13 protein-coding genes are annotated in these 14,888 nt (G+C 72.4%); 5 read left to right on the top strand and 8 right to left on the bottom strand.

Features of this window, described 5'->3' with window-relative positions; genetic code table 11:
* Positions 1-38: 38 nt before the first annotated feature.
* Genes J2S41_RS38550 through macS form a run of 4 tightly spaced genes read right to left on the bottom strand, consistent with a single transcriptional unit; the run spans position 39 to position 3,429 of the window.
* Positions 39-758 carry a pyrimidine reductase family protein gene (locus J2S41_RS38550; protein WP_310375773.1) on the bottom strand — a complete coding sequence of 240 codons (720 nt, stop codon included), beginning with the start codon at positions 756-758 and terminating at the stop codon, positions 39-41.
* Entirely contained in the window at positions 755-1,621 is an 867-nt protein-coding gene (folP, locus tag J2S41_RS38545) for a dihydropteroate synthase (RefSeq protein ID WP_374728310.1), read from the bottom strand. The genes J2S41_RS38550 and folP overlap by 4 nt, the downstream gene beginning before the upstream one ends.
* Before the next feature lie 20 nt (positions 1,622-1,641).
* Positions 1,642-2,277 carry a response regulator gene (locus tag J2S41_RS38540; RefSeq protein ID WP_310376853.1) on the bottom strand — a complete coding sequence of 212 codons (636 nt, stop codon included), beginning with the start codon at positions 2,275-2,277 and terminating at the stop codon, positions 1,642-1,644.
* 27 nt (positions 2,278-2,304) lie between these two features.
* The gene (gene macS, locus J2S41_RS38535) at positions 2,305-3,429 is read right to left on the bottom strand and encodes a MacS family sensor histidine kinase (RefSeq protein WP_310375770.1); all 1,125 of its coding nucleotides are present in this window, start codon (positions 3,427-3,429) and stop codon (positions 2,305-2,307) included.
* A gap of 121 nt (positions 3,430-3,550) precedes the next feature.
* Here macS and J2S41_RS38530 point away from each other — a divergent pair, with 121 nt between their 5' ends.
* Positions 3,551-3,967, top strand: a complete 417-nt coding sequence (locus J2S41_RS38530; RefSeq protein ID WP_310375769.1) for an ATP-binding protein — start codon at positions 3,551-3,553, stop codon at positions 3,965-3,967.
* A gap of 28 nt (positions 3,968-3,995) precedes the next feature.
* Complete coding sequence (locus J2S41_RS38525; protein WP_310375767.1) at positions 3,996-5,966, top strand: MFS transporter; 1,971 nt, start codon at positions 3,996-3,998, stop codon at positions 5,964-5,966.
* A gap of 816 nt (positions 5,967-6,782) precedes the next feature.
* Here J2S41_RS38525 and J2S41_RS38520 read toward each other — a convergent pair.
* Complete coding sequence (locus tag J2S41_RS38520; protein WP_310375765.1) at positions 6,783-7,721, bottom strand: ribose-phosphate diphosphokinase; 939 nt, start codon at positions 7,719-7,721, stop codon at positions 6,783-6,785.
* A 152-nt stretch (positions 7,722-7,873) separates the two neighbouring features.
* On the opposite strand from J2S41_RS38520, the gene J2S41_RS38515 reads away from it, so the two are divergent.
* Positions 7,874-9,175: a family 16 glycosylhydrolase gene (locus J2S41_RS38515; protein ID WP_445343943.1), complete on the top strand. Its 1,302-nt coding sequence runs from the start codon at positions 7,874-7,876 to the stop codon at positions 9,173-9,175.
* Positions 9,176-9,329: 154 nt separating this feature from the next.
* Here J2S41_RS38515 and J2S41_RS38510 read toward each other — a convergent pair whose 3' ends face one another.
* The 3 genes from J2S41_RS38510 to J2S41_RS38500 are packed head-to-tail and all read right to left on the bottom strand — an operon-like array spanning position 9,330 to position 11,430.
* Entirely contained in the window at positions 9,330-10,310 is a 981-nt protein-coding gene (locus J2S41_RS38510) for an acetylxylan esterase (RefSeq protein WP_310375762.1), read from the bottom strand.
* A gap of 21 nt (positions 10,311-10,331) precedes the next feature.
* Positions 10,332-11,162 (bottom strand): phosphoribosylaminoimidazolesuccinocarboxamide synthase, encoded by an 831-nt coding sequence (locus J2S41_RS38505; RefSeq protein WP_310375760.1) that lies wholly within the window; start codon positions 11,160-11,162, stop codon positions 10,332-10,334.
* A gap of 22 nt (positions 11,163-11,184) precedes the next feature.
* Complete coding sequence (locus J2S41_RS38500) at positions 11,185-11,430, bottom strand: hypothetical protein (protein WP_310375757.1); 246 nt, start codon at positions 11,428-11,430, stop codon at positions 11,185-11,187.
* Between the two features lie 132 nt (positions 11,431-11,562).
* On the opposite strand from J2S41_RS38500, the gene J2S41_RS38495 reads away from it, so the two are divergent.
* On the top strand, positions 11,563-12,840 hold the full coding sequence (locus J2S41_RS38495; protein WP_310375755.1) for an ABC transporter substrate-binding protein: 1,278 nt from the start codon (positions 11,563-11,565) through the stop codon (positions 12,838-12,840).
* A gap of 80 nt (positions 12,841-12,920) precedes the next feature.
* Positions 12,921-14,879 (top strand): 4-alpha-glucanotransferase, encoded by a 1,959-nt coding sequence (gene malQ, locus J2S41_RS38490; RefSeq protein ID WP_310375753.1) that lies wholly within the window; start codon positions 12,921-12,923, stop codon positions 14,877-14,879.
* Positions 14,880-14,888 lie beyond the last annotated feature (9 nt).

The raw sequence follows: 14,888 nt of genomic DNA, 5'->3' as shown, positions 1-14,888 counted from the left end.
TGGGCTGAGCAGCGGGACGGTTTTTGCTGACCGAGGGGTCAGACTTGGCGGGCGTACCGGAGAAACAGCAGTTCGTCGTCGGTGAGCACGTGCCGCAGCGTGAGCGGGCGCGGCACCGCGGGCGGCCCCGCCACGATCCGGCTCGCGCCGGCGCCGGCCAGCCACGGGCTGAGCGTGAGGCACAGCTCGTCCACCCGGTCCGCCGCGACCAGCGCGCCGAACAGCGTGGGCCCGCCCTCGCAGAGCACGCCCGGCAGGCCGCGCGCCGCCAGCATCTCCGGCAGCGCGGCCGCGTCCAACTCGTCGTCGCCGCAGATCAGCACGTCCGCGACGTCCGCCAGCGCGCGGCGGCGATCCTCCGGCGCGGCCCCGACCGTGACCACCAGCGGCCGGACCGGCGCGCCGGCGAACGAGGGGTGCTCCGGGCCGAGGCCGTGCAACCGGGCCGAGACCACGGCCAGGCGCGGGTGGTCCGGCATTCCGTGATCGCGGCGCCAGGCCACGGCGGTCCCGCCCAGCACCAGCGGGCCGTACCCCTCGGCGCGCAGCGTGCCCGCGCCCACCACCAGCACGTCCGCCAGCCGCCGGAGCAGGCCGAGGATGTGCTGGTCGTTGGCGTTGCCCAGCCCGCCGGAGCGCCCGTCCAGCGTGGCCGCGCCGTCCGCGCTGGCCACGAAGTTGACCCGTAGCGACGGCCGGTCCATCGCGTACGCCGCGGTCAGATCCACCGGGTCGCCGCCGGCGAGCAGCGACCTCATGCGTTGTGCCGGGTGTAGGCCGGCTCGCGCCAGCCGAGCACCGCCTCGGTCAGCCGCACCGCCGAGACCGCCGCCGGCACGTCGTGCACCCGCACGATCCGCGCGCCCTGCACGATGCTCAGCACCACGGCCGCGAGCGTGCCCGGCAGCCGCAGCCCGGCCGGCAGGTCCAGCGTCTCGCCGATGAAGTCCTTGTTGGAGACCGCGGCCAGCGTCGGGTAGCCGATCGCGGTGATCTCGTGCAGCCGCCGGCACAGCTCCAGCGTGTGCCGGGTGTTCTTGTTCAGGTCGTGGCCCGGGTCGATGATGATCCGCTCCGGCGGCACGCCCAGCGACACCGCGCGGGCGGCCCGATCGGCGAGAAACCCGCCGATCTCCCCGGCCACGTCCCGATAGACCGGCCTGGGGTGCGGCGTGCGCGGCGGCGAGGCCAGGCTGTGCGTGATCACCAGGTGCGCCGCGCTCTCCGCGACCAGCGACGCCAGCGCGTCGTCCTGGAGCCCGCTGGTGTCGTTGATGACGTCCGCGCCCGCGTCGATCGCGGCCCGCGCCACACCGGTCCGGTACGTGTCCACCGAGATGACCACGTCGCTGGCCGCGCGCACCGCCTCGACCACCGGGATCACCCGGTCCAGTTCCTCGGCCTCGGTGACCTCCGGGCCCGGGCCGAACGGCACGCCGCCGATGTCGATCCAGTCGGCGCCGTCCGCCGCCGCGGCCAGCACCGCGTCCACGGCCGCCCGCAGCGCGAACGTGCGCCCCCGGTCGAAGAACGAGTCCGGCGTCCGGTTCACGATCGCCATCACCGCGACCTGCCGGGAGAAGTCGAACTCGCGCGCGCCGATCCGCCGCTTCGGCGACACGATCTCCGGCTCGAAGAAACTCACTGATCCAGACCCTTTTCGATGGCGTACCGGGTCAGCTCGACCCGGTTGTGCAGCTGAAGCTTGCCGAGCGTGTTCTGCACGTGGTTCTGCACCGTGCGGTGGGAGAGCACCAGCCGCTCGGCGATCTGCTTGTACGACAGCCCCTTCGCGACCAGCCGCAGCACCTCGGTCTCCCGGTCGGTCAGCCGCGGCGCGCCGTCGTCCTCGGTGCGCGGCGGCTCGGTCGCCAGCCGCCGGAACTCGCCCAGCACCAGCCCGGCCAGCCCCGGCGTGAACACCGCCTCGCCCGCGGCCGCCGCCTCCACCGCGGCCAGGAACTCGGCCTGACCGGCGGACTTCAGCAGGTAACCGGTGGCACCGGCCTTCACCGCGTCCAGCACCGACTGCTGCTCGCCGCTGGCGGACAGCATCAGGATGCGCACCCCGGGCAGCGCGGCCAGCAGCCCGCTGATCACCTCGACCCCGTCGATGTCCGGCAGTTGCAGGTCCAGCACCACCAGGTCGGGCCGGGCCGCGGCCGCGATCCGCACCGCCTGCCGCCCCTCCCCCGTGGCCGCGACCACCTCGTGGCCGGCCTCGGTCAGGTCACGGGCCACGCCGTCCCGCCACATCGGGTGGTCGTCCACCACCATCACCCGGGTCACAGGCTTACCTTAAGGTCACGACCGTCCGCCGGTACGGCCGGAGCGCCCACGTCGCGGCACGCGCAGCTCCACCTCCGTACCCTCGCCGGGTTGTGAATAGATCTCCACGGTGCCGCCCAGGTCGGCGACGCGGCCGCGGATCGACTGCGCCACGCCCAGCCGGCCCTGGGACGCCGCCTCCTCCAGCCGGCCCGCCGGGAAGCCCGGGCCGTCGTCCCGGACCGAGATCGTGATCGCGGTGTCGTCGTCCTCCAGCAGCACCCACGCGCGCGCGGCCGGTCCCGCGTGCCGCGCCACGTTGTCCAGCGTGGCGCCGACCGCGGCGCCGACCGCCTCGGCCGCGCGCACCGGTAGCGGCACCGGCGTGGCCGGGCTCGCGATCGACACCGTGTCCGACGCGAACCGGCCGAGCACCGTCCGCAGGTCCGCCTCGCCCTCCTCGCCCGCGGGCGGGCCGGCCGGGCCGTCCGCGATCAGCATGCGCAGCTTCGCCTCCTGCTGCCCGGCGAGCCGGGCCAGCTCGCCGGCCTCGCCGTCCAGGTGCGCGCCGCGCCGCTGCACCAGCGCCAGCACCTGCAGCACGGAGTCGTGGATGTCGCGGGCCAGCCGCTCCCGCTCGCGCGTCGCGGCCTCCAGCTCGATCGCGCGCTGCATGCGCTCCTCCGCGTCCACCGCGAGCCGCGCCACCAGCCCGACCACGAACCCGGCCAGCACCATCAGCGCCACCCCGTTCAGCGTGGACGGGTGCAGCCGGTCGCGGACCAGCACGTCGGCGCCGCCGAGCACCAGCGCGGCGGCCAGCCCGCGCCGCCGGCCGCCGGAGACCGCCCAGGCCAGCACCGGCGCGCCGAGCCAGGCGACGGCCAGCGTGGGCACGCCGTCGTTCAGGGTGGCCTGGCCGACCACGTACGGGCTGACGATCACCACGACCAGCGAGACCGCGAGGTCCGCGATCAGCATCGGCCAGCCCCGCCACTGCGGCCGGGAGAACGCGGCGGTCGCGAACGCGGTCCAGCCGACCATCAGCGCCAGCACCGGGCCGGCGGCGAGCGGATTCTCGTACCGGTCCACGTTGCGCACGATCAGGACCATGACGTACACGAGCGAGGCGATCCGGTACGCGCCGATCGCGCGCCACATGGGAGTCGCTAGACCTGGTTGCACGGTGTCACCGTGCCACACGCCGGTGCGCCGGTGAGCGGTGGAACGCGTACTGTGGTGATGCCGTACGCCCTTGACCAGCAGGCGAGGGGAACCGCGCATGGCCGACCACCCCACTCCCCCGCTCGCGGGCTCCTCCGTGCTGCTCGAGACGCGGTTCGACGCGGCCACCGTGACCGCGCTGCGGCACCGGGTCGCGGCCTGCGCCGCGGACGCGGGCCTGCGCGGCGAGCGGCTCGACGACTTCGTGCTCGCGGTGTACGAGCTGCTCACCAACGCGGTCCGGCACGGCGGCGGGCACGGCGGCCTCCGGCTGTGGCGGGACGGCACGTCACTGGCGTGCGAGGTGGCGGACCGCGGCACCGGCTTCGACGTGGCGGCCCGAGCCGAGCGGCTGCCGGTCCCGGCCGCGCCCGGCGGCTGGGGGTTGTTCCTGGCCGGCCGGCTGACGGACCGCATCGACGTGGCCAGCGGCCCGGACGGGACCACGGTGCGGGTCTCCTCCGGGTTGACCTGAACCCGGCTTCAGCTCGTACCGTCGGGCCATGATCGACAGCGTGTTCGACCGCCGCCATCTGCTGACCACGATCGGCGCGGTCAGCCTGGTCTTCCTCGCCGCGTTCGAGTCGCTGGCCGTCACCACGGTCATGCCGGTCATCACGGCCGACCTCGGCGGCCGAGACCTCTACACGCTCGGATTCGCCGCCACGCTCGCCGCCGCCGCGGTCGGCATGGTCACCGGCGGCACGCTCGCCGACCGTCGCGGCCCCGCCGGCCCGCTGCTGGCCGCCATCGGCGTCTTCGCCGCCGGACTCGCGCTCGCCGGCCTGGCCGGCACCATGACCGTCTTCGTCGCCGGCCGCCTGCTGCAGGGCCTCGGCTACGGCGCCTACGCCGTCGCGCTCAACGTGCTGGTCGCCCGCGTCTACCCGCCCGCGCTCCACCCCCGCGTCTTCGGCCTGTTCGCCGCGGCCTGGGTCGTCCCGTCGCTGATCGGCCCGTTCGCCGCCGGCCTGGTCACCGACGCACTCTCCTGGCACTGGGTCTTCCTCGGCGTACTCGCCCTGGTCGCGCTGGTCACCACGCTCATCCTGCCCGCGCTGCGCCGCCTCCCCCCGGTCACGCCGACCCCGCTGTCCCGCCACGACCTGTTCCGGACCGCCGCCGCCACCGTGGTCGCGACCGCCGTCCTCGCGCTCAGCCTCGCCTCCACCTGGCTGCTGGTCGCACCGGCCCTGATCGCCGCCGCCCTCGCGCTGCGCCCGCTCTTCCCCCGCGGCACGCTGCGCGCCACCCGCGGCCTGCCCTCCACCATCCTGATCTGCGGTACGGCCGGCGCCGCCTTCTTCGGCACCGAGGCCTACCTCCCCCTGCTCCTCCAGGACCGGTACGGCTACCCCGCCTGGCTGTCCGGCGCGTTCCTCACCGCGGCCGCGCTCTCCTGGGCCCTCGCCTCCGACCTCCAGGGCCGCCGCTTCGCGGCCCGCACCCCGCACCACGTCGTGATCCGGCTCGGTGGCGGGCTGCTCGCGGTGGGAGTCCTGCTGGTCCTCGCCACCGCCGCCTTCAGCCTGCATCCGCTGGTGGCCGGCCTCGGGTGGCTGCTCGCGGGCGGCGGGATGGGCACGATGTACCCACGGGTCAGCACCGCGGTGCTCGCCTTCTCGACCTCCGAGACCCAGGGCTTCAACCTCGGCGCCAAGGCCATCTCCGACGCTGCCGCCGCCAGCATCGCACTCTCCGTGACAGGGCTGGTCTTCCACGGGCTCGGCCCGTGGGGCTTCACCGGCGCCTTGGCACTCACCGCCACCGCCGCCTTGGCCACACTTCTGCTGGCCCCCCGCACAGCCACAACCCAGCCGGCTATATCCGGCGAGGCCGGCACGTCCGGCGAGGCCGGCACGTCTGGCGAGGCCGGCACGTCCGGCGGGACCGGCACGTCCGGCGGGACCGGCACGTCCGGCGGGACCGGCACGTCCAGCGCGACCGGCACCTCCGGCAGGACCGGCACCTCCAACGCGACCGGCACCTCCAGCGCGACCGGCACGTCCGGCGGGACCGGCACCTCCAGCGCGACCGGCACCTCCGGCAGGACCGGCACCTCCAACGCGACCGGCACGTCCAGCGGGACCGGCACGTCCAGCGCGACCGGCACCTCCGGCAGGACCGGCACCTCCAACGCGACCGGCACGTCCAGCGGGACCGGCACGTCCAGCGCGACCGGCACCTCCGACGAGGCCGGCACGTCCAGCGGCACCGGCACCTCCGGCAGGACCGGCACGTTCAGCGGGACCGGCACCTCCGGCGGCACCGGCACGTCCAGCGGGACCGGCATGTCCAGCACGACCGGCACATCCGGCGGGACCGATATCTCCACCGAGTCCGGCACGTCCGACGCGACCGACACATCCGGCGGAGCCGATATATCCAGCCAGGCTGGCAAGGTCAGCCTGGCTGGCAAGTCCGACTCCGGCGACGTTCGGTTCGCCCCAAAGCAGCGCATCGACGTGGCCTGAGCATGACGGCTTAGGTCGCTGGCACGTCCGGGCACTCCGGACCCGAAATTTCACCATATTGCGAGCGGCAACTGGCCGTCCACTGTGACTATGTGAGCCTCAGGCACGTAATTCGCGCCGAATAACGTGCCTACGCCTGACAAAGTGGCCAACCAGCGGATCCGCACGAAGATCACGCCTCGCCGAGCGATGCGACGAGACAATTATATGGTGAAATTTCGGGCAGGCGTGAGGACATGTAAGCAAGTGAGGCACGATCTGATTCACCGCGGACGCAGCGGACCGGCCGGACCCGCGCGAACACGAGATCGGCGCGACCCGACGCCGAGGTACTCACCGGCGCGGAGCGGAACCGCGAGCCCACCCGAGCCTCGCAAGACCCACACGACCCCGAACCCGCCGGGACCAGCCGAACTCCGCACGCGCCACGAGACCCGCATCCCACGAAACCACCCGAGACCCACAAGAAGACCCGCACAACCCCGAACCCGGCGCGTCCCATGAGAGCACCCGGGACCAGCGCGACCCGCGAGACCCTCGGCAGCCCGCGCAACCCCGGCGAGACGGTTCCCGCTACCGGCACCCGGGCGCTGCGCGCCCGAAATTTCACCATATTGCGAACGCCAGTCGATCGCCCACCGCGACTATGTGAGCCCCAGGCACGTAATTCGCGCCGAATAACGTGCCTACGCCTCACAAGGTGACCGACCAGCGAATCCGAAACCACGATCACGCCTTCGGCGAGATCCCGAGATACCGCGATATGACGAAATTTCGGGCGCGTACCGCGAGAGCCGTGAAGGGCTGGGGGGACCGCTACAGGAAGAGGGCGCTCACCGATTCGCCGTTGTGGATGCGGCGCATGGCCTCCGCGAGAGCCGGCGCCACCGAGAGCATGCGCAGCTTCGGCACCCGCTTGCCCTCCGGGATCGGCACCGTGTTCGTGCACACGATCTCCAGCACACCGGGCTGGTCACTGAGCCGCTGCAACGCGTCGCTGGAGAACAGTCCGTGCGTGCACGCCAGCCGGATCGACCGGACCTTGAGGTCGCGCAGGTGGTCCATCAGCTCGATCACCGTGCTGCCCTTCGCGATCTCGTCGTCCAGGACGATCACGTCGCGGTCGATCACGTCGCCGATGACGGCGGAGATCTGGACCTTGTCGTCGGTGAAGCGCTGTTTGGCGCCGGCCGCGACCGGGGTGCCGAGCATGCGGGCGAACGCGGCCGCCTCCTTGGCGTTGCCCAGGTCGGGCGAGACCACGACGGTGTCGGTCAGGTCGTACTGTTTGAAGTGGCTGGCCAGTTCGCGCAGCGCGTGCAGGTGGTCGACGGGGATGCTGAAGAAGCCGTGCACCTGCGGCGAGTGCAGCGTCATGGCGAGCACGCGGTCGGCGCCCGCGGTGACCAGCAGGTCGGCGACGAGCCGGCCGCCGATGGAGATGCGCGGCGCGTCCTTCTTGTCGGAGCGGGCGTAGGCGTAGTGCGGCAGCACCACCGTGGTGCGGGCGGCGGAGGCGCCGCGGGCCGCGTCCAGCATGAGCAGCAGCTCGACCAGGTTTTCCTGGACCGGCGGGACCAGCGGCTGGATCAGGAAGACGTCGCGTTCCCGGCAGTTGGCCTGTAGCTGGACCTCCAGGCAGTCGTTGGCGAATCGGGAGACGCGGGTGGGGAGAAGCGGTACGCCGAGGTGGCTGCAGATCTCCTCGGCGAGTTCCGGGTGGGCACTTCCGCTGAACACTGCGATGTCACGCACGGCTGGCAGCTTAACCACGGCCTGATCATCGTTGAGCAGGCCCGGCCTAAGTCCACCCTAAATTTGAGAGCGCTCTCTTGACGCGAGGCGCATCGATAAGGTGCCATCCAGATGTTCCGTTTACCACCACGTTCGACCGGAGGTGCACCCCCATGCACCGGATGCCCGGGGCCCACCGCCCCCGACGCGCCCGTTGGCTCTACTCCAGCAAGATCGGCCGATCGCTCCTCGCGCTGTCCGTCGTCGCGACCGGACTCGGCAGTGCGTTGTACCTGACCAACAGCGAGCCCGAGGCGTCCGCGGCCAGCACGCTGGTCTGGTCGGACGAGTTCAACGGTGCCGCCGGCACACTGCCGGACGGCGGCAAGTGGACCATGGAGACCGGCGGACACGGCTGGGGCAACAACGAGCTCCAGTACTACACGAACCGTGCCAGCAACGCGTCGCTGGACGGCGCCGGCAACATGGTGATCACGGCCCGCCGGGAGAACCCGGGCGGCTTCCAGTGCCACTACGGCTCGTGTCAGTACACGTCCGCGCGCCTGATGACGAACGGCAAGTTCACCCAGACGTATGGCCGGTTCGAGGCCCGCCTGAAGCTGCCGAAGGGCCAGGGCATCTGGCCGGCGTTCTGGATGCTCGGCGCGGACATCGGCTCGGTCGGCTGGCCGAACAGCGGCGAGATCGACATCATGGAGAACGTCGGCAAGGAGCCGAACACGGTCTACGGCACCATCCACGGCCCGGGCTACTCCGGCGGTGGCGGCCTGACCGGCTCGAAGGTGCACAACGCCCCGCTCGGCGACGCCTTCCACACGTACACGGTGGACTGGTCGCCGAACCTGATCGTCTGGTACCTGGACGGCGTCGAGTACACCCGCAAGACGCCGGCCAACCTGAACGGCAACCGCTGGGTCTTCGACAAGCCGTTCTTCATGATCATGAACCTCGCGGTCGGCGGCAACTGGCCGGGCAACCCGGACGGCAGCACCCAGTTCCCGCAGAGCCTGGTCGCGGACTACGTGCGGGTCTACTCCTACGACGGCGGCACGCAGCCGCCGCCGGCCACCGGTGGTGTCTCGCTCAAGGGCGTGCAGTCCGGCCGCTGCATCGACGTGCCGAACGGCGCGTCGCAGGACGGCCTGCCGCTGCAGATCTGGGACTGCAACAACACCGCGGCACAGAAGTGGACGTTCAACGGCAACGGCTCGCTGACCGCGGTCGGCAAGTGCATGGACGTGGCCGGCGGCAACCCCGCCAACGGCACGAACATCCAGCTGGCCAACTGCAACGGCTCGGGCTGGCAGCAGTTCACCCTGAGCGGCGCCGGTGACCTGGTCAACATCGCGGCGAACAAGTGCGTCGACGTCCGCGACAGCGCGACCGGCGGCGGCGCGAAGCTGCAGCTCTGGGACTGCGCGGGCACGCCGAACCAGAAGTGGAACAGAGCTTAGATCCATTTTCCCGCTTCCGGCGTGGTGCTGCCCGCATGCTCCCGCGGGCACCGGTCGTCGCTGGCGCTCCTCCCTGCACGTCGGGTGGGTGGCTGAGAAAGAGCACAAAAAGCGGGTCGCGGCTCACGCCGCGACCCGCTTCTCCGTCGCGGGATCAGCGCGTGAGGACGCCGTTGACGAACGCGACGCTCCGGGCCTGGAAGTCGGCGCGTCCGCCCTCGTGACCGTCCCACTCGTAGACCGCGATGTCCTTCTCCGCGCCGCCGTACGCGTTGACCGCGGCGAAGATCCCCGAGGGCGGGCAGGTGGCGTCCATCAGCGCGGCCGACGCCAGCAGTGGCGCGGTCGCCCGCGGCGTCAGGTGCAGCAGGTCGACGTAGTCCAGCGTCCGCTGCGCGGCGGCGACCCGGTCCGGGTTGACCCGGAAGAACCGGACCAGCTCGTGGAACGGGTCGCTGTCGGTCAGCGTGACCATCCGGCGGATGTGGCAGAGGAACGGCACCTGCGACACCACGGCCTTGACCAGCGACGGCGCCAGCGAGGCCACGGCCAGCGAGAGCGCGCCGCCCTGGCTGGTGCCGGCCACCGCGAGCCGCGACGCGTCCACGCCGGGCAGGTCGGCCGCGCTCTCCACCGCGCGCACCGCGTCCGCGAACAGCCGCCGGTAGTAATAGGTGTACGGGTCGAGGACGCCCCGGGTCATGAAGCCGGGGTGGGACGGGCCGGCGCCGTCCGGGCCCGGGTCCGGCGTGTCACCACCGCGCCAGGACGCGCCCTGCCCGCGCGTGTCCATCACGAAGTGCGCGTAGCCGGCGGACGCCCACAGCAGCCACTCGTGCGGCAGACCGCGGCCGCCGCCGTACCCGATGAACTCCACCACCACCGGCAGCGGGCCGTCCGCGCCGGCCGGCACGTTCAGCCAGCCCCTGACCGGCTGCCCGGCGAAACCGGTGAACGTCACGTCGTAGGTGCGGAGGTTCGCGAACGGGGTCTCCACCGGCGTCGCGACCGGGCGGGCCGCCGCGGACCGCGCCTCGGCCAGCGTCTCCGCCCAGAACGCGTCCAGATCCTCGGGAACGTGCGGCTCCGGCCGGTACGTCCGCAGCTCGTCCAGCGGTAGATCGAAGTGCGCCATGAGGCGGGAGATTACCCGTCCTCACCAGCGCGTGCCGGTGATCCGTTCGTAGACGTCGACGTAGCGGGCGCGGGTGACCTCGACCACGTCCGCCGGCACCTCCGGCGCGGGCGGCGTCTTGTCCCAGCCGGTGCTCACCGACCAGTCGCGCACGTACTGCTTGTCGAACGAGAACTGCACGCGGCCGGGCCGGTACTCGTCGCCGGGCCAGAAGCGGGACGAGTCCGGCGTGAGCACCTCGTCCCCGAGCGTCAGCACGCCGTCCGCGTCCCAGCCCAGCTCCAGCTTGGTGTCCGCGATGATCAGGCCGCGCTCGGCCGCGATCTCGGCACCGCGCCGGTAGACGGCCAGCGTGACGTCGCGCAGCCGGGCCGCGACGTCCGCGCCGACCTCCTTCTCCACCTCGGCGAAGGTCATCGGCTCGTCGTGCTCGCCGAGCGGCGCCTTGGTGCTCGGCGTGAAGATCGGCTCGGGCAGCCGGGACGCCTCGACCAGACCCTCCGGCAGGGGTACGCCGGAGACCGCGCCGTCCCGCAGGTAGTCCCGCATGCCGGAGCCGGTCAGGTAGCCGCGCGCGACGCACTCGACCTTGGCCATGCGCAGCCGCTTGCACCGGATCGCGCGACCGGCCCACTCCTCCGGCACGTCGGTCGCGCTGATCACGTGGTGCGGGATCAGGTCGGCGAGCTGGTCGAACCACCAGAGGGAGAGCTGCGTGAGGATCTTCCCCTTGTCCGGGATCGGCGTCGGCAGGACCACGTCGTAGACCGAGACGCGGTCGGACGCGACGAGGATCAGGTCCTCGCCGTCCGCGTAGACGTCCCGGACCTTGCCCGAGTGCAGCAGCTCCACGCGGGCTAGTACATCACGGCCCTCACTTACGGCGACGGCCGCGGGACACCAGCAGGACGATGACCGCGATCACGACGACGACGCCGACGCAGCACAGCGCGCCGATGATGAAGATCCCACCGCCTCCGCCGCGCCGGCGGCGCTCCTCGATCAGCGCGTCGGCGACGCCGTTGGTGCTCGCCCAGGCCGCGGCCGGGACCAGGATGCTCAGGGTCAGGGTGGTGAACAGCGCGCCCAGGCGGGCGGCCCAGCGCTTCAGGTCAGACATGTATCCATCTTGACCTTCCCCCGCAAGGATGGCGACTTGACCCCCGTTCGGGTGTCGTTTCAGGAATCGCCGGACGCTGGAGACTGGCTGCCGCTGAAGAGACGGGCGTCACTCGGTCTGGCTGGAGACATCGTGGGCTTTTCACCATCCACCGCGCTGCGAGCGGCCGCCGCCGTCCTGCTGGTCCTCGGTGCCGCCGCCTGCGACCAGGGCGGGACCGGCGACGAGGCGGTGCAGCTCAAGTTCTTCTTCTGGGGCGGCGACAAGCGCATCGAGTTGACCGAGAAGGTGCTGGATCTCTATCACCGGCGCCACCCCGAGATCTCGTTCTCGGTGGCCGCGCAGCCGAACTCCGGCTACTTCGACACGCTGGCGACGCGCATCGACGCCGGCGACGCGCCGGACCTGTTCCAGATCGACGACAACTACCTCACCGAGTTCGCCCAGCGGGACTACCTTCTCGACCTCGGCGCCTACGTCGCGGACGACCGGATCGACCTGACCCAGGTGTCGAACGGGCTGGTCCGGTACGGCCGGGTGGACGGCGAGCAGGTCGGCGTGGCCGCGGCGGAGAACACGGCCGCGCTGGTCTACGACAAGACGCTGCTCGGCCGGCTCGGCGTCGACGCGCCGACCAACGGCATGGACTACCCCCGTTACCTCCGGTGGGCCGAGCAGGTCAGCCGGAAGAGCGCGGGCGCGGTGGCCGGCACCACCGACGCGTCCGGCGACTACAAGGCGTTCTGGCTCTGGCTGCGCTCGCAGGGCAAGGAGTTCTACGCCGGCTCCGCGCTGGGCTTCACCGAGGCGGACGCGACCGCCTGGTTCACGCTGTGGAAGGACGCGCGCGACCAGGGCATCACGCCGCCCGCGGCGGTCACCCACGAGGCGAACGTGGGCGACGTCACCAAGCAACCGGTGGTCACCGGCAAGGCCGCCACCTCGTTCATGTGGTCCAACCAGCTGCCCGAGATGCAGACGAGAACCGAGAACGAGCTGGGCATCGTGTCGTACCCGGGTACCGAGTCCGCGGCCTGGGCGCGCGCCTCGATGTACTGGAGCGGCTACCGCGAGACGCCGCACGCGGACGCGGTCGCCGGCGTGATCGACTTCCTGATCAACGACCCGGAGGCGGCGGAGATCCTCGGCACCGAGCGCGGCCTCGCGCCCAACCTGCAGAACCGGCGCGCGCTCGAGGTCTCGCTGACCGACCCGATCATGAAGGCGTCGATCGCGTACACCAACGAGATGAGCACCCGGTACGGCAGCGCGCCGCTGCCGCCGCCGAAGGGCCACGGCGCGATCCGCGCCGCGCTGGTCAAGGCCGCGGAGGCCGCGCAGACCGGCACGCTCACGCCCGCGCTGGCCGCGACGCAGTTCGTCACGGAGGCGAACGCGGCACTGACATAGCGTCTAAACCGCCCGGAGTAAGCGCCACCGTGAAAGGGTATGCACGGCGGCGCAGGCCGCAGCACGGGTGGAGGGGCGCGTTGGAGACGTACGTCAACCGGGACCTGGAGCCCGATCTGGTCGCGCTGGCCGAGGCGCACGGCGTCGCCACCTGGTACGAGAACTGGCGCCGCGAGCCCACGAACGTCAGCCGCGCCGCCGTCACCGGCACGCTGCGCCTGCTCGGCGTGGACGCCTCCACGCCGGACTCGGTCGCCGCCGCGCTGGCCGAGGTCCGCGCCGCGCACGACCCGCGCCGGCTGCCCGCGACCGTGGTGCTGCGCGCGTCCGCCACCCGGGCGCTGCCGTCCCCGGGCACGATCACGTTCGAGGACGGCTCGTCCCGTGAGGTGACCGGCGAGCTGCCCGCCGGCCTGCCGCTCGGCTGGCACCGGCTGACCTGCGCGGGCCAGGACGTGACGCTGGTCGTGGTGCCGGACGCGCTGCCCGAGGCGCCCCGGGCCTGGGGCTGGATGCTCCAGCTGTACGCGATGCACTCCGCGGAGTCGTGGGGCATGGGTGACTTCGGCGACCTGCGCACGCTGGCGTCCTGGTCGGGCGAGTCCGGCGCCGGGCTGACGCTGCTCAACCCGCTGCACGCGCCGGTCCCGGTGCACCCGGTGCCGTCCTCGCCGTACTCGCCGTCCAGCCGCCGGTTCTGGAACCCGCTCTATCTGCGCATCAGCGACGTGCCCGGCTATCAGGACAAGCGCGCGGAGATCGACGCGCTGCGCCCGGCGCTCGGCGATCTGATCGACTACGACGAGGTCTGGCGGGCCAAGCGGGCCGCGCTGGAGCTGCTCTTCCCGCTCTCCGGCTACGCCGGTTCGGACGATCAGGACCTGCGCGGGTACGCCACGTACTGCGCGATCGCCGAGGTGCACGGCGCGAACTGGCGGGAGTGGCCGACGGAGCTGCGGCATCCGGCCGCCCCCGCGGTGGTCGCGCTCGCCGCGGAGCTGCGCGAGCGGGTCGCGTTCCACTGCTGGCTCCAGGAGCTGTGCAAGGCGCAGCTCGCGGCCGCGAACGACGCCGCGGCCGCGGCCGGCATGCCGGTCGGCATCGTGCACGACCTCGCGGTCGGCATCGACCCGGGCGGCGCGGACGGCTGGATGCTGCAGGACGTGCTGGCCGCCGGCGTGCACGCGGGCGCGCCGCCGGACGCGTTCAACCAGCTCGGGCAGGACTGGGGCCTGGCCGCGTGGCGCCCGGACCAGCTGGTCGCGACCGGCTACCGGGCGTACCGGGAGATGCTGCGCGGCATCCTGCGGTACGCGGGCGGACTCCGGGTGGACCACGTGGCCGGGCTGTGGCGGCTCTGGTGGGTGCTGCCCGGCGCGGGCCCCGCGGACGGCACCTACGTCACGTACGACCCGGAGGCGATGGCCGGCATCCTGGCGCTGGAGGCGCACCGGGCCGGCGCCGTGGTGATCGGCGAGGACCTGGGCACCGTGCTGCCGATCGTGACGCGCGGCCTCCAGCGGCGCAACATGCTGGGCTCCGCGGTCATGTGGTTCGCCCGCGACCCGGACGCGTGGGCGGACGGCTTCATCCCGCTCTCCGGCTGGCAGCCGAACGCGCTGGCCTCGATCTCCACGCACGACCTGCCGACCGCGGCCGGCTTCCTGACCGAGGCGCACATCGGCGTCCGGTCGTCGCTGGAGCTGCTGGCCGGCCCGGTCGCCGAGGCGGAGGCGGAGGCGCGCCGGGACCGCGGCCAGTTGGTCGCGCTGCTGCGCGAGAACGGCTTCCTGCCGCCCGAGCCGGCGCCGGTCTCGGTCGAGGAGATCATCGTCGCGATGCACGAGGCGCTGGCCGCCACCCCGTGCCGTCTGGTCGTCGCCTCCCCCTACGACGTCCTGGGCGAACCCCGCCAGCCCAACCTGCCCGGCACGGTCGACCAGTACCCGAACTGGCGCATCCCGCTCCCCGCCACGCTGGAGGAGTTCCGCACCGACCCCCGCGTCGAGCGCATCATCAAGATCCTCAACAAGCACTGAGCCCACGAC

Origin of the sequence: Catenuloplanes atrovinosus, assembly GCF_031458235.1 — a bacterium.
GTDB classification, from domain to species: domain Bacteria; phylum Actinomycetota; class Actinomycetes; order Mycobacteriales; family Micromonosporaceae; genus Catenuloplanes; species Catenuloplanes atrovinosus.
This window is presented reverse-complemented; position numbering and strand designations above follow the sequence as displayed.